Annotated in this window: 21 protein-coding genes, 2 tRNA genes and 1 pseudogene; 16 read left to right on the forward strand and 8 right to left on the reverse strand. The window is 59.2% G+C overall.

Going from position 1 to position 16,661, the window contains the following annotated elements; genetic code table 11:
• The first annotated feature begins 41 nt into the window (after window positions 1-41).
• The gene (locus GA0061102_RS09745) at window positions 42-950 is read left to right on the forward strand and encodes a LysR family transcriptional regulator (RefSeq protein WP_092846352.1); all 909 of its coding nucleotides are present in this window, start codon (window positions 42-44) and stop codon (window positions 948-950) included.
• A gap of 213 nt (window positions 951-1,163) precedes the next feature.
• Here the strand turns inward: GA0061102_RS09745 and GA0061102_RS09750 are convergent.
• The 3 genes from GA0061102_RS09750 to GA0061102_RS09760 all read right to left on the reverse strand — a co-directional run bounded on the left by GA0061102_RS09750 (window position 1,164) and on the right by GA0061102_RS09760 (window position 2,665).
• Window positions 1,164-1,237 (reverse strand) — tRNA-Gln (locus GA0061102_RS09750).
• 239 nt (window positions 1,238-1,476) lie between these two features.
• A complete protein-coding gene (locus tag GA0061102_RS09755) occupies window positions 1,477-2,112 on the reverse strand; it encodes an NrsF family protein (protein ID WP_092846354.1) in 636 nt (211 codons plus the stop codon).
• Window positions 2,099-2,665 (reverse strand): sigma-70 family RNA polymerase sigma factor, encoded by a 567-nt coding sequence (locus tag GA0061102_RS09760; RefSeq protein ID WP_092846356.1) that lies wholly within the window; start codon window positions 2,663-2,665, stop codon window positions 2,099-2,101. The genes GA0061102_RS09755 and GA0061102_RS09760 overlap by 14 nt, the downstream gene beginning before the upstream one ends.
• A 242-nt stretch (window positions 2,666-2,907) precedes the next feature.
• On the opposite strand from GA0061102_RS09760, the gene GA0061102_RS09765 reads away from it, so the two are divergent.
• The 5 genes from GA0061102_RS09765 to GA0061102_RS09785 all read left to right on the forward strand — a co-directional run bounded on the left by GA0061102_RS09765 (window position 2,908) and on the right by GA0061102_RS09785 (window position 5,825).
• On the forward strand, window positions 2,908-3,174 hold the full coding sequence (locus tag GA0061102_RS09765; protein WP_092846358.1) for a BufA1 family periplasmic bufferin-type metallophore: 267 nt from the start codon (window positions 2,908-2,910) through the stop codon (window positions 3,172-3,174).
• Between the two features lie 46 nt (window positions 3,175-3,220).
• Entirely contained in the window at window positions 3,221-3,505 is a 285-nt protein-coding gene (locus tag GA0061102_RS09770) for a BufA1 family periplasmic bufferin-type metallophore (protein WP_092846360.1), read from the forward strand.
• Between the two features lie 82 nt (window positions 3,506-3,587).
• Complete coding sequence (gene bufB / locus GA0061102_RS09775) at window positions 3,588-4,442, forward strand: MNIO family bufferin maturase (protein ID WP_092846362.1); 855 nt, start codon at window positions 3,588-3,590, stop codon at window positions 4,440-4,442.
• A gap of 10 nt (window positions 4,443-4,452) precedes the next feature.
• Complete coding sequence (locus GA0061102_RS09780) at window positions 4,453-5,208, forward strand: HvfC/BufC N-terminal domain-containing protein (RefSeq protein WP_092846364.1); 756 nt, start codon at window positions 4,453-4,455, stop codon at window positions 5,206-5,208.
• Window positions 5,209-5,339: 131 nt separating this feature from the next.
• Window positions 5,340-5,825: a DoxX family protein gene (locus tag GA0061102_RS09785; protein ID WP_092846366.1), complete on the forward strand. Its 486-nt coding sequence runs from the start codon at window positions 5,340-5,342 to the stop codon at window positions 5,823-5,825.
• Between the two features lie 58 nt (window positions 5,826-5,883).
• On the opposite strand, the gene GA0061102_RS09790 is transcribed toward GA0061102_RS09785, so the two are convergent.
• On the reverse strand, window positions 5,884-6,840 hold the full coding sequence (locus GA0061102_RS09790) for a phytanoyl-CoA dioxygenase family protein (RefSeq protein ID WP_092846368.1): 957 nt from the start codon (window positions 6,838-6,840) through the stop codon (window positions 5,884-5,886).
• Window positions 6,841-7,309: 469 nt separating this feature from the next.
• Between GA0061102_RS09790 and GA0061102_RS09795 the strand changes: the two genes are divergently transcribed.
• Window positions 7,310-8,230, forward strand: coding sequence for a DUF1003 domain-containing protein (locus GA0061102_RS09795; protein ID WP_092846370.1), 921 nt, complete (start codon window positions 7,310-7,312; stop codon window positions 8,228-8,230).
• Window positions 8,231-8,279: 49 nt separating this feature from the next.
• Here the strand turns inward: GA0061102_RS09795 and GA0061102_RS09800 are convergent, their stop codons facing one another.
• On the reverse strand, window positions 8,280-9,470 hold the full coding sequence (locus GA0061102_RS09800) for a TCR/Tet family MFS transporter (RefSeq protein ID WP_092846372.1): 1,191 nt from the start codon (window positions 9,468-9,470) through the stop codon (window positions 8,280-8,282).
• A 74-nt stretch (window positions 9,471-9,544) separates the two neighbouring features.
• On the opposite strand from GA0061102_RS09800, the gene tetR reads away from it, so the two are divergent.
• Entirely contained in the window at window positions 9,545-10,171 is a 627-nt protein-coding gene (gene tetR, locus GA0061102_RS09805) for a tetracycline resistance transcriptional repressor TetR (RefSeq protein ID WP_092846374.1), read from the forward strand.
• 29 nt (window positions 10,172-10,200) lie between these two features.
• Here the strand turns inward: tetR and GA0061102_RS34180 are convergent, their stop codons facing one another.
• Both GA0061102_RS34180 and GA0061102_RS33445 read right to left on the reverse strand, forming a co-directional pair.
• Window positions 10,201-10,605 carry a flavin reductase gene (locus GA0061102_RS34180; RefSeq protein WP_483423564.1) on the reverse strand — a complete coding sequence of 135 codons (405 nt, stop codon included), beginning with the start codon at window positions 10,603-10,605 and terminating at the stop codon, window positions 10,201-10,203.
• Window positions 10,541-10,861: a hypothetical protein gene (locus tag GA0061102_RS33445; protein ID WP_245297961.1), complete on the reverse strand. Its 321-nt coding sequence runs from the start codon at window positions 10,859-10,861 to the stop codon at window positions 10,541-10,543. The genes GA0061102_RS34180 and GA0061102_RS33445 overlap by 65 nt, the downstream gene beginning before the upstream one ends.
• Before the next feature lie 199 nt (window positions 10,862-11,060).
• On the opposite strand from GA0061102_RS33445, the gene GA0061102_RS33870 reads away from it, so the two are divergent.
• From GA0061102_RS33870 to GA0061102_RS09840, 6 genes and pseudogenes are all read left to right on the forward strand, one after another.
• The gene (locus tag GA0061102_RS33870) at window positions 11,061-11,195 is read left to right on the forward strand and encodes a hypothetical protein (RefSeq protein ID WP_280949815.1); all 135 of its coding nucleotides are present in this window, start codon (window positions 11,061-11,063) and stop codon (window positions 11,193-11,195) included.
• A gap of 263 nt (window positions 11,196-11,458) precedes the next feature.
• Window positions 11,459-12,043, forward strand: coding sequence for an IMPACT family protein (locus tag GA0061102_RS09820; protein WP_092846376.1), 585 nt, complete (start codon window positions 11,459-11,461; stop codon window positions 12,041-12,043).
• A gap of 285 nt (window positions 12,044-12,328) precedes the next feature.
• On the forward strand, window positions 12,329-12,787 hold the full coding sequence (locus GA0061102_RS09825) for a GyrI-like domain-containing protein (RefSeq protein WP_092846378.1): 459 nt from the start codon (window positions 12,329-12,331) through the stop codon (window positions 12,785-12,787).
• A gap of 232 nt (window positions 12,788-13,019) precedes the next feature.
• Window positions 13,020-13,415, forward strand: coding sequence for a cupin domain-containing protein (locus GA0061102_RS09830; RefSeq protein ID WP_092846380.1), 396 nt, complete (start codon window positions 13,020-13,022; stop codon window positions 13,413-13,415).
• Window positions 13,416-13,760: 345 nt separating this feature from the next.
• The gene (locus tag GA0061102_RS09835) at window positions 13,761-14,033 is read left to right on the forward strand and encodes a helix-turn-helix transcriptional regulator (protein WP_092846382.1); all 273 of its coding nucleotides are present in this window, start codon (window positions 13,761-13,763) and stop codon (window positions 14,031-14,033) included.
• Window positions 14,030-15,258 (forward strand): annotated as a pseudogene (locus tag GA0061102_RS09840) (HipA domain-containing protein). Before GA0061102_RS09835 ends, GA0061102_RS09840 begins: the two are co-directional and overlap by 4 nt.
• A gap of 384 nt (window positions 15,259-15,642) precedes the next feature.
• On the opposite strand, the gene GA0061102_RS09850 reads toward GA0061102_RS09840, so the two are convergent.
• A tRNA-Ser gene (locus GA0061102_RS09850) sits at window positions 15,643-15,732 on the reverse strand.
• 304 nt (window positions 15,733-16,036) lie between these two features.
• Between GA0061102_RS09850 and rplU the strand changes: the two genes are divergently transcribed.
• Together rplU and rpmA are read left to right on the forward strand one after the other, a co-directional pair.
• Entirely contained in the window at window positions 16,037-16,354 is a 318-nt protein-coding gene (gene rplU, locus GA0061102_RS09855; RefSeq protein ID WP_004127263.1) for a 50S ribosomal protein L21, read from the forward strand.
• A 32-nt stretch (window positions 16,355-16,386) separates the two neighbouring features.
• Window positions 16,387-16,656 (forward strand): 50S ribosomal protein L27, encoded by a 270-nt coding sequence (gene rpmA, locus GA0061102_RS09860; protein WP_092846384.1) that lies wholly within the window; start codon window positions 16,387-16,389, stop codon window positions 16,654-16,656.
• The last annotated feature ends 5 nt before the right edge of the window (window positions 16,657-16,661 follow it).

Below are 16,661 nucleotides of genomic sequence, written 5' to 3' on the forward strand. Positions count from 1 at the left end.
GCGACGACGTTCGGGTCGGCCAAAACGACGGGACCGGAAAGATGGTAGCCAAAACCACGACGGGCGTGACGCTCCGGCAGCTACAGATTTTTCGTGAGGTTTTGCGCACGGGATCGGAACGGCACGCCGCGAAGATCCTCAAGATCACCCAGCCGGCCGTCAGTCAGCAGATCAGGCAGCTTGAGCTTGAGGTCGATCTCGCGTTGTTTGCGCGGGAGAATAATCGGCTGGTACCGACGGACCGTGCCTGGGATCTGTTGCGCAGCGTCGACGGAGCCCTGCAGAGCGTTGACCGGATCGAGAAATCGATTGCTGCCTTGCGTAACGAAGAGGCGGGCTCATTGAGCCTGGCTGCTCCGGGCGTTTTCTGCCTGAACGCCATCCCCCAGGCTATTAAGGCCGTCCGCAAGAGCAATCCCCTGTCGTTTCAAATCAGGTCCGGCAGCTATCAGCAGATCGCGGAACACGTTCTCAATGGCAGGGCAGATCTGGGAGTTTCGCGCCTGCCGCTCGACGAGCGTGCCTTCGAGTGGGCACCGGCCGCCACGGCCAGGAACGTCTGCCTGTTCCAGGCGGGACATCAGTTGGCCGCCAAAGACGTGATCACGCCGGAGGACATTATCGGCGAGGCATTGGTGGATATAGAACCCCAGTTTGCGGCCCATCAAATGAATATCAATGCCTTGCGATATCGGGGCGTGGAGCCGGAGCTAGCTGTTGAATACGACGCCAACGGTCATGACGTAGGCTTCGTCGCGGCCGGCGTCGGAATTTCGATCATCAATAGCCTGATTGCCCAGGAATATCGGCAATTCGGCCTCGAGTTCAGGCCGTTCGAACCTGGCGCCGTCTATCATTACGTGGTGTTCTGGCAACGAGGGCGCCAATTGACCGGCGGCATGCGACAAACCGTCGATGAGCTGCTCGTCGCGTTCGGAGCGTCGGTCTAAATATGTTTAAACGAGCGGGCGTCATAAACACCGACTGTTGCGCTGAGAGGTGACCCCAAGGGGTGAAATCACGACGCAAATGAACAGTCTCTTGATTGACACTGTCCCGTCCGAGACCTGGATGAAACAGCACGCAACACAGCGCAACATGAAAACAGCGAAATCGCCAAATTTTCAATTACCTAAGCTACTGATTTTCTTAAGGAAAGTGATTGGCTGGGGAACCTGGACTCGAACCAAGATTAACGGAGTCAGAGTCCGTCGTTCTACCATTGAACTATTCCCCAACGGCTGCCAAGCGATTGAGCGTTAGCAGCGAAGGTTGCGCCTCTATAATCGAATTTGCCGCGGATGCAAATACTTTAACGCGGACAAGTCCAATTTTTTGAAAGTGAGTCGGCAGCGTCCGGGATAGTCAGTGGATGCGCACGCTCTCAAGGGATTAGGCGAATATCATCGCCTGCGTCGCTTGGGGCGTCTGATCCGAAATACGCGACGTCTCGTCAGCCTCGCATACGCCGTCAGCTCACCAGCGCAGGATACGCTTGCCGAGGATATAGCCGATTCCCGTTACGATCGCGATCGCGATCGGATACCAGAGCAGCACGAAGAGCGGGCTGTCGTCCGTGCAGTTGGAGGCGTAGAAGGTCGCGGCGATGCCGCTAGCGGCAAGTCCGGCGACGGCTCCGGCAACGCCTGGCCGCTCCGGCGCTCCTTGGCGCAAGGCAAACAGGAAGCAGGCAAGTGGGCCGATCGACAACAGCGGAATAAGCGTCAGGCAGAAGCGGGCATTGTGCCCGATCATGCGAGCTCCCCAGCTATCAGCCGGCATGACGGCCAGTTCGGCGGCAACGGCCGCAAGCAAGAGTATCGGCGCCGCCAGAAGCATCCAGCCCCAAAGGCGCAGGGGGGCGCCTGGCCGGCCGATGCGGAAGACGACGGCACAGGCGGTCACAGCGAGCGCGATCGTCACGACGAATTTGAACAGGAAGCGGACGGTCGCCATCGCGGTGTCGATGTCGGCGCGAAAGCCGATCATGGCGAAGAAAAGACCGCCGCTGATCAGCACGCCCGCGATGACCGCCAGAGTCAGGGCCTTGCCGATCCGCATGCGGACCGGCGCGTCCTGCGCCAGAAGATTGATTAGGTCATCGGTTTTCACTGGTCTCACTCCGATAAAGGGCTGCAAGCGCCTTCAACGCGCGGTGCAACGCCACACGCACCGCCCCTTCCGTCATCTTCAGCCGATCCGCCGTTTCCCGGACGCTGGTTCCCTCGACGGAAATCGAGCGCACGATCGTTTTCTGCGGATCTTTCAACTGCTCCAGCATGCGATCGACATCGAACCGATCCAGGGCATCAGTATGCTCTTCTGCCTCCAGGAAATCGATCACGTCGTCGATCGGTACGCTCATATGTCGTCCACGCCGCCTCAGGCTGTCGATGAGCTTGTTACGCACGATCGTCGACAGCCAAGGTCCGATCGGACGCGAGGAATCCCATGTGCCGCGCTTCAGATGGATGGCCAGCAGCACTTCCTGAACCACATCCTCGGCCTCGCTTGCCGGCGTCCCCAGCCGATCGCAGCGCCTTCGCGCCATGGCGCGCAGATGCGGCGTCACTGCGGATAGGAAACGGTGATATGCCTGCGCATCGCCGCCGATGGCGTCGCGCATCCATACTGCCCATTCCTCTTCGCGCGCCGAATGATTCACCCGACATCTCCTCTACGCAGGACCGCAGGATTTCGTTACCGGCAATGGCCATTCTTTTTCAAGTCTTTTCGGTTTCAGGCAAAAGTCGTCGTGCCGCAGGCTGATCGAGCGAGACATATAGCCGGCGCAGATTATTTCAGCGCCGATAAAAAATTTCGCGCCGGCTGTAACATCGCGGCGACAGGCTCCGTAGACCCTGATGCAAGCCAATGACGGCTCGCATCCATTTAGGAGACAGATCCATGAAGAACAGCATCATCACCCTGGCTATCGCAGGCTCGATCGCATCGGCACTTGCATCCATCGCCGTCCCGGCATCGGCAGCCGACTCCAAGGAAAAATGCTACGGCGTTGCCCTCAAAGGTCAGAACGATTGTGCCGCCGGCAAGCATGATTGCGCCGGCAAGTCGGCCATGAGCTATGATAAGATGTCCTTCAAGCTCGTGCCGGCCGGCACCTGCACCTCCATGAAGACCCCGCAGGGCCATGGCTCACTGACCCCGGCCTGATCTGAAGTCCGATCACCGATCAATTAGCTGATGTAAGGAGTTTGTCATGAGCAGGATTTCCGCAGTCGCCCTGGCCGCATCGGTCGCAGCGGCGGTGACACTGGCCGCCGGCGTCACCACCGCTTCGGCCGCCGATGCCAAGGAAAAATGCTACGGCATCGCCCTCAAGGGCCAGAATGATTGCGCCGCCGGCCCCGGCACGACCTGCGCCGGCACATCGAAGATCGATTATCAGCGCAACTCGTGGAAGCTCGTTCCCGCCGGAACCTGTGAAGCGATCAAGACGCCAAACGGCCATGGCACGCTGATGCAAGGTCCGGCGCCTGTCTGATCGAATGCGGTGACGCAGGGCGGCGCATGGTCCCCGCGCCGCCCTCCTTCCAGGATCGAGCTTATCCAAACGGAGGCCTGCCATGAAACCGTCAGAACTTCCCCGCCGTGCCGGGGTCGGCTTCAAGCCGGAACATTTTGCGGCGATCAACGTCGCCAGCCAGCCGATCGGCTTCTTCGAAGTCCATGCGGAAAACTATATGGGCGCCGGCGGCCCACCGCATGCCCAGCTCGGCAAGCTGCGCCAGGATTATGCTTTGTCTATCCATGGCGTCGGCCTTTCCATTGGCTCGATGCAGCCGTTGGATACGGAACATCTCGCCCGCCTGAAGATCGTCTGCGATCGCTATGAGCCTGAGAGTTTTTCGGAGCATCTCGCCTGGTCGACCCACGACACGACCTTTCTCAACGATCTGCTGCCGCTGCCCTATACCGAGACGACCCTTGCGCAGGTTTGCGCCCATATCGACCGGGTTCAGACCATGCTCGGCCGCCAGATGCTGCTCGAGAATCCGGCTACCTATCTGCTCTTCGAGGAGAGCACGATTGAGGAGACGGAGTTTCTGGCCGAAGTCGCCCGCCGTACAGGCTGTGGCCTGCTGCTCGACGTCAACAATGTTTTCGTCGCCGCCACCAACCATCACATGGATCCGCGGGCCTATCTCAAGCGCTTCCCGGTGCAATGGGTGCGCGAGATACATCTGAGCGGCCATTCGGAGACCATAGACGATGCAGGCGCGCCTCTGCTGATCGACAGCCACGATACGCCGGTGAAGGATCCTGTCTGGGTGCTTTACGAGGAGCTGATTGGCCAAACCGGGCCGATCGCCAGCCTCGTCGAGTGGGATAACGACGTGCCGGAATGGCCGGTTTTGAGAGCGGAGGCGGAGGCTGCCGAGGCCATCTTGAAACGCGCGGCCGAACGCCGGGCAGCCTGAGGAGAAGACCATGTCGCTCGCCACGCAAAGCCGATTCGCTGCAGCCCTCATCGATCCGGACCTCGCCGTTCCCGAGGGGCTGACGGCCTGGAATGGCCCTAAGCCTGCACGGCGCTTCGGCATCTATCGCAACAATGTCGCCATCGGCCTGATCGGTGCGCTCGCTTCGCGCTTTCCGGCAGCGGAAAAGATCGTCGGCGAGGAATTCTTCGCGGCCATGGCACATGAATTCGTCCGGCTGCATCCGCCGCGATCGCCTCTGTTGCTGGCTTATGGCGATGACTTCCCCGACTTCGTCGAGAGTTTCGAGCCGGCGGCGGAAATCCCCTATCTGCCCGACGTCATGAGATTGGAGGCAGCCCGGGGCCGAGCCTATCACGCAGCCGATGCAACACCGCTCGATGCAGCCTTGCTGGCGACCGTCGAGCCGGCGGGCTTGGCTGAGCTGGCCTTCGTGCCGCATCCTTCCGCCTCCATAACTCGCTCCGCCCATCCGGTCGTCACCATTTGGGCAATGAACACCGGCGAAATCGAGCTTGCGGATATTGCCGATTGGACTGCCGAGGATGCCCTCGTCGTCCGCCCGCAGATGATCGTCGAGGTGCATCGTCTACCGCCGGGCGGCGCGACCTTTCTGGAACAGCTCTTTGCCGGCGCCGATCTTGGCCAAGCCTTCGAGGCGGCGCTTGCCGACGCTGCCGATTTCGATCTTTCCGCCAATCTTGCCGGTGCACTCGCCGCCGGCGCCTTCTCGGACATTCACTGAGCACTAGAGCCGGATGATTTCAGGTCGAACCGACCTAAAATCTGAATCCGCTCTAAAATCAAAGAAGTAGAGCATGATCTCGTCCGAAAACCGCTGACACTTTTCGGCATCGTGCTCTAAGGAGAACCGACATGCAAAACCGGATGACGACGGCTGCCACGGCCGAACGCGAAACCATGGCTGAAAGGCTCTATCGCGCCCTCAGGCTTCTCGACCATATTCCGCATGACCTGATTGCGCTCGTCGCGCGCCTCTCGATCGCTGCCGTCTTCTGGCAGTCGGGCCAGACCAAGGTGGATGGCTGGCATGTGACCGACAACGCCGTCTATCTCTTCCAGACGGAATATAAGCTGCCCTTCGTCGATCCGTGGATCGCCGCCCATATAGCCGCCTTCAGCGAGCATTTCTTCCCCGTGCTGCTGATCATAGGCTTTGCAAGCCGGCTCTCGGCCCTGGCATTGCTCGGCATGACGTTGGTGATCGAGATATTCGTCTATCCCGATGCCTGGCCGACGCACGGCACATGGGCAACCTGCTTTCTGGTGATCATCGCCGGGGGACCTGGGCGCATCGCGCTCGATCATCTGATCGCCAAACGGTTTGGCCGCGCGTCCTGAGTTGAGAAAGGTAGGAGCGCCGCCGCACGGCGCTCCTTAGCGTACGGCTAGGCGGGGCTTAGCGCAGCACCGGCTCCCCGTGGAAGCGACGGCGCGAAGGTGCCGAAACCCCGAAGCCAACCTCCATCATCAACCGAGGCTTCTGCGTGGGCACGGTGCCCATATGGAAGCCGAAGGGATCTTCGACAAAGCCGGACCCAGCCTTGCCGGTCAGCGTCAGCGCATTCGCCTGACCATAGTAATCGAGCACCTCGTTTGCCGGGTGCCCTACAAGCAATGTCAGCTGATGCCGGACCCGGCGGCGCTTGTGGCTTCCCTTGATGAAAACGTGCGGGCCAGTGCCCTCATCTACGTCGACCAGATTGAAGAAGAATTTCAGCATTCGCCAATCGTCGAGGTCGAAATGGTATTTGTCGAGCGAAGCGAGGCTTCTGTCTGCCTCAGAAGCCTGCGTTGGAAAACTCCACCAGATGCGGGTGGTGATCACTTTGGCTTGCCCGCCGAGATAGTGTCGGGCGACATCGATCAGCAGTGGATCGCGCTGCACCGCCATGACGGCATCGCAATCCAGCGAACGCTCAAAGAAGTGCCCGCTCAGGATCGGACGCTCGAAGCGGGATTCCGCTTCTTTGTGGTCTCCCGCGACGAATTCGAGCTTGCGGCTGAAATTGCCGAAGCAACCGGTGATGCGCGCAAACTCGGCGATCTCGCGATGGATATGGTCGGGTAGCATCAGGCTCGGATAGATCCCGTCCGACCGCAATGCGTCGACGACATCTTCGCGCTCGACCCCGGCAAACATCGAGGTGCCGGAAGCGGGAAGCGTAACGCGTCGCTTGGTGGCAAACCAGTGCATGCGCCGAAACGGCAGCGTTCGCGCGAGGAGGAACATCGGCAGCCAGGCCGGGTTTTCTCTAAGATCGGTTAGGTAGGTGGGTATTCTGACTGCCATGCGCTTGAAGCGGCCACCTTGCCGGGCGACGGACTCCAAGTCTCCTGCTGGGAAATTGTGCATAGTTATCCTCTCTGCACATGTGCAAGTTGCGGCAACAGGCCCAACACTCTGTTGTATTAAATCATTGAGACTTCAGTATTTATTCGCAGCAGCGAATGTGCTGTGCAGCGCAGCAAATAGAAGCCCGCCGCCTTCGGTCAAGAGGGGTGGGAGCTCATAAATCGCGGTAAGTCGATAGAAACTGCCGTATCGACACGCTGGGCTTTCGGAGATGCTCCAACATCGTGGGATGGTTGTTTTCTGAGAGGATGGCCGGGGCAGCGCAAACGGAGGCCGGAACGACCCATCCCATTTGCCGTTAGTTAGGACAATGGCATTATAAGACATTTAACGGCTTCAAATAGAACGGCGGCAACGAAACCTCGCGACAACGCTTGATGGCGACTTCGATTTGACAGTCTTGTAACAGTCACATTCCTGTTGGCATTGTTGGCTAAATGAGCAGGAATACACGGAAGAGGTCCCCTATATGACAGACCCCAAGACCCTCGATCCCACGGAAGGCATAGTCGATTTCGATGCTGGCGAGGGCGAAGCCGCGACCATCGTGGAGATGGACGACTATACCAAAAGCCTTGCCCTGGCGAAGGCCAAGTCTGTCAAGCTCGTCGATGCCATTACCGGCCAGGCGCTGAAGAAGAAGGATGCGGTGCACGTCGACGACCTCCGCCCCTCGCTCGCGGATTTCATGCGGCTGAAGCATCCCGAGCTTCGAGCCGACGACTATGTCAGTCGCAAGGTCATGGACGACTATCGCGCCCAGTATATCGCCGAGCTGCTGACGGTGGAGCGCGGCGAGCTTTCCAACCTCGAGGACGAGGTCGTCGAAAGCCTGAAGACGCATGATACGCTGGCCGAAAACATCGAAGAGGATTATGAGGACCACCGTTCCATCGGCGACCGGATGGCCGATGGCGTCGCCTCTTTCGGCGGCAGCTGGGTCTTCATCATCTCTTTCTGTCTGTTTCTGGCCGTGTGGATGGCGGTCAACGTCGTCATGGGCGAAAAGCAGGCATTCGACGCCTATCCCTTCATTCTCCTCAATCTCGTCCTGTCGACGATCGCCGCGCTGCAGGCGCCCGTTATCATGATGAGCCAGCGGCGCCAGGAAGAGAAGGATCGCCTGCGTGCGCTCAACGATTACAAGGTCAACCTGAAGGCCGAACTGGAAATCCGCCATCTGCATGAAAAGGTCGATCACCTCCTCAACCGCCAATGGGAGCGACTGACCGAAATCCAGCAGATCCAGATCGAGATGATGCTGGAACAGGCCAAGGCCGCGACGCGGGCGATTAAGGCCAACAAGGCAACGAAAGCCAAGACCAGTGCCCTGAAGAGCCTCTTCGGCAAGGTCAAGGATGATCCCGAGCCGGACGATTCGGTGAATTGATCCGACGGGCAGGCGCGGCGCGAAGAGCCCTCTTCTTGCCGCCTGCAACTCACGCCTCTGCCGGCTTCCTTCGGGCCGCGAGCAACATCGGCACGCAGGCGAGATAAAGCAGCGCGCCGAGAATCCAGATCAAGCCGGGAAATACGGATCTGGACGCAAAATAGATCTCGCTGATCGCCAGGGGCGCGATGACGGATGCAAGGCTCGTCAGACTGCCCAACACGCCCTGCAGGCGCCCCTGATCGTCCGCGCTCACGCGCTGCGTCACTAGAGACAGCAATGCGGGCTGGCCGATCCCGCCGAGGCAAAAGAGCGGAAAGAGCAGGAAGGCAATGAAACCGCGCGTGGCGAAGGCAATTGCGATATAGGCGGCGCTGTCGCAGACGATTGCGACGATAAGCGCACGCCGCTCGCCCCAGCGCTCGCTCAAGGGGCCGGCAACGAAGGCCTGGGCGAGCGCATGGAAGAAGCCGAAACCGGCCAATGACAGGCCAACGGTCGCCATATCCCATCCGAACTTGTCCTGGCCGTAGAGCACCCAGACGGTGCCGCCGATCTCGCCGATCATGCTGAGAATGACGGACATGAACAGCAGCGGCAGCAGCGGCAGCAGCGCCGGAAACGCACCGATCCAGCGCAAAGGCGCCAGCGGATGAAAAGCGGCCGGATCGATGCGCTCCGGCTTGAGGCTGCGCGTCTCCGGCAGTGCGATGAACGCGAGAATGAAATTCAATAGGACAAGCACGCCGGCCGCCACGAACGGCGCGCGAAGGGAGATCGCGCCGAGCACGCCGCCGATGACCGGCCCGAGAATGAAGCCGATGCCGAAACAGGCGCTGAGGAGCCCGAAGGCGCGGGTGCGTTTATCCGCTGGGGTGATATCCGTCAGGCATGCCGCCGCAACGGAGGCGTTGGCGGCCGTCAGGCCCGCAACGGCGCGTCCTAGGAACAGCCACCAGAAATCCGGCGCCCATGCCATGAAGGCATAATCGATCATCCCGCCAGCCAGCGAAACAAGCAGCACCGGCCTCCGGCCATAGCGATCGCTCAATGTTCCGAGGATGGGAGAAGCGAGAAACTGCAGGGCTGCATAGAGCGACAGGAACGCACCGTAGCGCCAGCCGAGATCGGGCGTATGCGCCACGCTCCTGAGAAGCTGCGGCAGGATCGGCATGACGAGGCCCGTGCCGGCGGCATCGAGAACCACGACAGCCAGAATGGTCAAAAGCATCTTGTTCATTGCGAAAATTTATCGTTGATAAGTGACTTTATCGCCGATAAATTATGCGAGCGGAACTGTCAATCGGAGAGTCCATGAAAATCGACCGGAACCAGATCGTCGATACGGCGCTGACCATCTTGAACGAGGTGGGTATCGACGGCCTGTCGACGCGGCTGATCGCCCAGCGCCTCGGCGTTCAGCAGCCGGCGCTCTATTGGCACTTCAAGGGCAAGCGGGCTTTGCTTGCGGCTATGAACACCGAGATGCTGAAGCGAAGCCATACGCGCCGCGCGCCGCTTGCCGGCGAAACCTGGCAGGAATTCCTGCGCGCCAACGCCCGCAGTTTCCGCTCGGCCTTGCTGGCCTGGCGCGATGGCGCGCGCGTTCACGCCGGGACGGAAGCAGATCCCTCCGATCTGGAGACGATCGGGGCCCAGCTCGACTGTCTGTGCAAAGCCGGCTTCGCGCCGGGCCAGGCCCTGGAAATTCTGATCGCCATCGGCCGCTATGTCGTGGGCTGCGTGCTGGAAGAACAGGCCGACGCGGCAGAGGCATCGGACCGATCGGATCTCAACACCGCGGCGGAAAGCCATCCGAATCTGGCTAAGGCAATCGTGCATTATCGGGTAAGCGGGCATGAGGCATTTTTCGAAGCGGGCCTGGAGCTGCTGATCGGCGGCGCCGAAGTCGCACGCCGGCAGCTCAAAGCGCCCGGATGAAGGCGACGAATACCGAACCGGCAATCTCATCACGCCTCTGCCTTGAAGGTGCGGCCGAGATCCGGCCCGATACCGAAATAATGCCGGAACACATAGAGCAGCGGGCTCCACCGACCGGTATCGATGTGGTTCGTTCCCGGTATGACTATATCCCTATGCGCATGAACCCGGATCACCCTCGTTTCGATGATCCAGAACGCCTCCTGCCGCTCCGCGGGCCATTCGCCGGGTGCGTGCGTGGCGACGACCTCCGCTTCAAGTTGGATCGGACATTCGGCTATGCGCGGCGGCCGGACAAGGTCCGACGCCTGCGGCGTAAAGCCGGATACATCGAATTTATCAGCCTCGAAGCGATAGCCGATTTTTTCCTTATGGGGGGGGAACGGGGTTGCGGCCAGTAGTCGGAGCCAGAGCCTCGATCTTCGGCCAGAGATCCGGAGAAGGGAAGTTCAACACCAGCTGCCGCTCGCGCATGGCATTTTCCCGCCCCTTGCTGGTGGATGTCAGGCCGAGAACCATGCGGTCGAAAAGCGCCCAGGCCGAGGACATGGGCGAGATATTCGTGGTGCCGTCCGGATTGATGCTCGTGATCAGCGCGACGGGCGTGCCGACATAAAGCACGCTGGGCTTGATGACGATATGCTCCCGATCATCTGCGGCTAACGTGAATTCGGCTGTATGGGTCATCATTGCAAAATCTCCTTTTGGAGCTGCAGTGTAACCGAGCAGGTGCATGCAATAGTTCGGCCATGGCCGAACTATGAGGCATCGAGATCAGATCGCCAGAAAGGCAGGACGACAATTCTTTAGGGACACATGCTTGGCTCGCTATAGCCTATAACCTGATGGCATTGACCGCGAGTAGGCAGCCCTGAACGAGGGCCTGCTTTTGCTCAAACAGGCACCGGTGCCTTGCAGCAAATTCGTCTTCGCGCTGACCTCGCGCGAACTCGTCGCCTCAATCGTACTGGCGCCCGTCGGCGTGCAGACCATTGCGACCTTCATCTGGCGGCAATTCGAGTAGGGATCGATCGGCCTCGGCATGGCCCTCGTGGCGATCATCATCGCCACGCTCATTCCGCTGACGTTCCTCGCACTTCTGCTCCGCAGCGGTTTCGTCTCCGAATGGCGAGGCTCGCTCGATTTGTGATTTGCCGGCTACCGGATTGCAGGCACTTTCTCCGCCGGCGGGCGGCATGACGCTATTCGGGCGCCCACCGCATCTCACTATAAATCGCCAGAACCCGCCCGTCGGAAAATTGACATTTTTGCGCTAAGGAGCAGTTCATGTTTACGCTCGCGACCGCCATCAGCCATTCCCAGGACATCAAACGCAGCCGCTTTCTCGCGATAGCCGGGCCTGCGTCGGACGAACAGGCGGCGAAAGACTTTATCGCGGCGCACGCGGCCACCGACGCCAACCACAATTGCTGGGCATGGCGGATCGGCCAGAACTATCGGTTCAACGACGACGGGGAGCCGAGTGGCACCGCCGGCAAGCCGATCCTTCAGGCGATCGACGGACAGGAGCTGGACTGCGTTGTCGTCATGGTGACGCGCTGGTTCGGCGGCATTCTGCTCGGCAGCGGCGGGCTGATCAGGGCCTATGGTGGCACCGCCGCCCTCTGCCTTCAGGCTGCGGAAAAGACGAAGATCGTACCCATGGTCTCCTTCGCCATAGAGGTGCAGTTCTCCGATCTCGCTTTGCTGAAATCACGCCTTTCCTCGCTGCCGGACACCGTCATCACGGCAGAACAATTCGTCGCCACCGGCGCCCTGCTGACCCTGAGCATCCCAGCGGCAAACGCCGACGACATCCTGCGGATGGTAACGAACCTCACGAGCGGCCGCGCTGTGATCGACAGGGGCTGATGGACCATGGGTTCGAACGCCCGGTGCGTCGGAACGGGAAGTGCAAAGCAAACGACAGCTTCCCTTAAACGAAATGGCAGATACCGCGAACGATGACGGCGGGCAATTTCCTTACGCCGTGGCCCTGTCGTTACTATCGATCAGGAAACAAGGTAAGCATTTCTCCAAAAGACACCATTTCCCTCCATCTTTAGCATTTCATTCCGGTTTTCGATTTGCAGGCTTCCCTTTATCGGCCTACCTCACCTGAGCTCTTCTTTACCTGACATCTCGAAGGAAGGTGTGATGGAAATCAAGGAAACGCCTGATCTGTGGGTGCTGCGCGCCAAAAGACGCTTGCGCATTCCCGATATCAAACAGGCCGCGATTGAATATGCTCCGCAATTCGAGAAGCAGATCGCCGAATCCGGGCTAAGGGTCGCCGGCCCATGGCTGTTTGTCTCACACAACCTTCCCAGGGATAGCAAGACGTTCTTCGATTGGGAAATATGCCGTCCGGTGGAAAAGCCCGAACGCTATGACGGCGCGATGGAGCTCCACCATTTCGAGCCGATCATCGTTGCGAGCAAGGTGCATCATGGATCGTTGAGGACCCTGTTCACACAGGGCTATGTCCCTTTGGTGGCCGAAATCGAGATGTCCCGCCACATCTTTTCGGGCGAGAGCCGGGAAGTCTACCATGGATGGAACGGCCCCGGAGCATCTTACCATCAGGTCGAAATTCAGTTCGGCCTTGCGCGCTGATCTCTTCAGTTGCCGCAGGATATCGACGATTTCAGGCGTGCCCGGTTCTCCACACCAGTTCTCTACGGAAGTGGCGGAGCGTGGGATTTCAATCCGCGATATCCTTGCAGGCATGCTTCATTTCGAAGTGCGGTGCGTTCAGACACGCCGCCAGCCGATATCAGTCCGATTGACATTCTCTGTCGTTGTGACACCGTTCGGCATCGTTGCTGACTCAGTGTTTTGAGGCAAAATGACAAAACGATCGCAAGCAGTTATCACCACGGCCGAAGAGCGCCCGCGTGACGGATGGAATGACCCTCTCCATGGCTCCATCTTCTGGCACACGCTCTTGAGCAGCGACATCACCCCCACCGATAGCATGAGCGCCGGCATCGCGGACCTTGCACCCGGCGGCGAGCTCAAACCGCATCGGCACGATCCATCGGAAATCTATTTCATCTTCGAAGGAACCGGCATCGTCCGGATCGACGGCCTGGAAACCACGGTCAAAGCCGGCACAACGGTCTTCATCCCCGGCAATGCCGAACACGGCATCCGCAACGAATCATCCGCCAACCTGAAATTCTTCTATGTCTTCCCAACGGAATCATTTGCGGACGTGCTCTATCGATTTCCGGAAAATTGAGGCGCTTTTGAGCTGATTGCCAGCGAATCTGCTTGCTCGACCGGCCCGCAATAAAGGCCAAAATGGCGGAGAGGGTGGCACTCTCTGCCAATTTGGCTCGCGATACCTGAGAAAGCTGGGTTTTCTCTAACCCGCTGCTCTCATTCTGAAAATTACGATACCAGCAGGTGTACCACGCGCGATACCCGGATCTCAAGGACCTCGGTTTTCGACAGGGTGCGGACGCGCGAAACTTCCCGACCGGGGTGATTTTTAAGCCTATCGAGATTTGCTTCCCGTTCGGTAAGGTTAGCGTTGATTGCCGAGAAATCTACCTTTACGGTAAGCCGTCTCGGGAGATGTTTCATGTTCAGGTCCGCACGTGATTTCGGCGCCGCCATTCGGGAGAAACGCAAGGCCCTCGGCTGGACCCAGACCGAGCTTGCCGCCCGTTCCGGCACTGGTGAGCGCTTTATCGTCGAGCTCGAATCCGGCAAGCCAAGCTGCCAGCTCGAAAAATCCCTCATCGTGGCGCGCACCGTGGGGATCGAGATCGGTGACCTCAAGGCGGTCCGATCTGTTCCGGCATCACCGGATGACGACCTTGGCTTCCTGCCGAACTTCGGTGACGGGCGATGACGACGATCTTTTACGAGAGCCTGCCTGTCGCTCATCTGACCTTCGAAGGCGAATGGCGGCTTGATTATGATCAGACCTGGGACGCGCGTCACTCGGCGTTTCCGGTGTCACTGACCATGCCGTTGCGCTCAGGCCCTGTTACGGCCGACAGGCTGCTGCCCTGGCTCGCCAATCTGCTTCCGGAAACGCATCTCGCCGAAATTGGTCAGCGGCTGAAAGTCTCGCCCCAGGATATCGTCGGTCTGCTCAGCCATATCGGGCGTGACACAGCCGGCGCATTGTCGATTGGCAACCCCCGTAAGCCCGGTATCCACCTGCAGCCCGTGCCGGATGCGGCGGCGTTGGAGCATATCCTGGACGAGCTTCCTGCAAAACCCTTCCTCGTCGGTGAACGCGGTGTCTCGATGTCTCTTGCGGGTGTTCAAGAGAAGCTGCCGGTCTTCGTGGATGAGGGCGGTGCGATCTCCATTCCGGTCGATGGAACACCCTCAACACACATTCTTAAGCCGGACACGAAACGACTTGCGGGCAGTGTCGAGAATGAAGCCTTCTGCCTTACCCTTGCGCGCGCCTGTGGTCTGGAGGCGGCCGAAGCGACGATCGGTGTCGCCGGCAACCGGCGGTATCTGCTGGTTAAGCGCCATGATCGCTTTACTGATCTGCAGGGCGAGATCCGTCGACTGCATTTTGTCAGCTCACGGGCCACTTCCCATCGCAGAAATACGAGCGCCCCTCCACAGGACGTGGCGTGACGCTGAAAATGATGTTCGACGCCGTCAGCGACTTAGTTTCGCCTGCCGAGCGCTTGAAGCTGCTCGATGCGGTAATCTTCAACGTGCTGATCTGCAATTCGGATTCGCACGCCAAGAATCATTCGGTCCTGCTTGGTGCTGGCGGCTCGGCAAGGATGACGCCGCTCTATGACCTGATGTGTGCAGCGGTTTGCCGCCAGGTTGACCAGAGCCTGCCGCAGGGGATTGCAGGTCGGTTTAACGCTCCAGATCTCCGGCGGGCGGACTGGCAGACGCTGGCCGATGAGATTGGATTGAGCGGTGCATCGACCATGAGACGCGTCGAGGAACTTGCCGAGCGTGTCAGCTCTACGTGTGAAAGCATCGCGCCGGATTTCGGTCATATGGCTGGGGATCCATCGAGAGTGGTGGAAAAGATTACGCACTGCATTCTAAAGCGGTGTCGACGAATTCAGGCGCAGTGCCGCGGATAGTCACGGCTGATTGGGTATTGCCGCTGCTCGCCCCTTCAACTCAGCGAGCGATCTGTACGCGGCGGCGAGTGCCTTGAAAACTTCGATGGTTTCTAAGCCACGAGGCGATGTCAGATCGGGAAGCTGGTAGGACGGATTTAACATGTGCGACCCGATATGTTAAAAAAGCTGGATTTCTTTAACATGTCCGTCGCAACATGTTAAATCCGCATCCATGGTTGTCAGTGCAAGACAATCCAAGATCTGAATTGAATTCTAAGAAGCAGATTCGCCGGCCAGCGCCTTCAGCGTGGCCCTGTGATCAATCGTGATCGCAGACAGTCAAAACCCGCGACACTTGTCACAGGCATAAACAGCGTAAATTTATGATAACACGCATGTTTATGGCGGAGAGGGTGGGATTTGAACCCACGATACCCTTGCAGGTATGCCGCATTTCGAGTGCGGTGCATTCGACCACTCTGCCACCTCTCCGGTTATGCTGGTCGGCGCGTTTTGAGCGCGGGCTGTCTCATAGCGACAGAAGAGGGGGATGGCAAGGGCGAATATGAAAGCTTTTCATCCTTTTGCCTTGACAGATCAGGGACGCTTATATATCCCGTGCGGCGCAATAGGTGTGGATAAGTCCGCGCCTTGCCAGCCCAGCTTCCAGCAGGGCTTCACCGGCAGACCTTTTTGAAGGCTAAGGCCTTTGGATCCCTGCTAAACCTAGACTGATAAAAAGACGGCCGCTCGTCCTCTTGGCGAGAGAGCCGGAACGAACATGAAAGGATAAAAAATGTTCGCAGTCATCAAGACCGGCGGTAAGCAGTACCGTGTGGCAGCCAACGACGTGCTGACCATCGAGAAGCTCGAAGTCACCGCCGGCGGCACCGTAGAATTCACCGAAGTCCTCGTTATCGGCGAAGGCGCCGACGCTGCGATTGGTGCTCCCTTCGTCAAGGGCGCTTCCGTCAAGGCCGAAGTGGTCGAGCACAACCGCGGCAAGAAGGTCATCGCCTTCAAGAAGCGCCGTCGTCAGAACTCGAAGCGTTCGCGCGGCCATCGCCAGCACCACACTGTTGTCCGTATTACGGACATCGTGGCTGCCAAGTAAGTAACGGGATCAGGGTTTAAAGGAGAACTCCAATGGCACACAAAAAAGCTGGCGGTTCCTCGCGCAACGGTCGCGATTCCGAATCCAAGCGCCTTGGCGTGAAGAAGTTCGGCGGCGAAGCCGTCATCGCAGGCAACATTATCGTGCGTCAGCGCGGTACGCAGTGGCATCCGGGCACCAACGTTGGTCTCGGCAAGGATCACACGATTTTTGCGCTTACGGCGGGCAACGTGAACTACCGTACGAAGGCCAATGGCCGCGTGTACGTATCTGTAATGCCGAAAGCGGAAGCAGCGGAATAAGCCGG

Source organism: Martinezella miluonensis (assembly GCF_900094545.1).
Classification (GTDB): Bacteria; Pseudomonadota; Alphaproteobacteria; order Rhizobiales; family Rhizobiaceae; genus Rhizobium; species Rhizobium miluonense.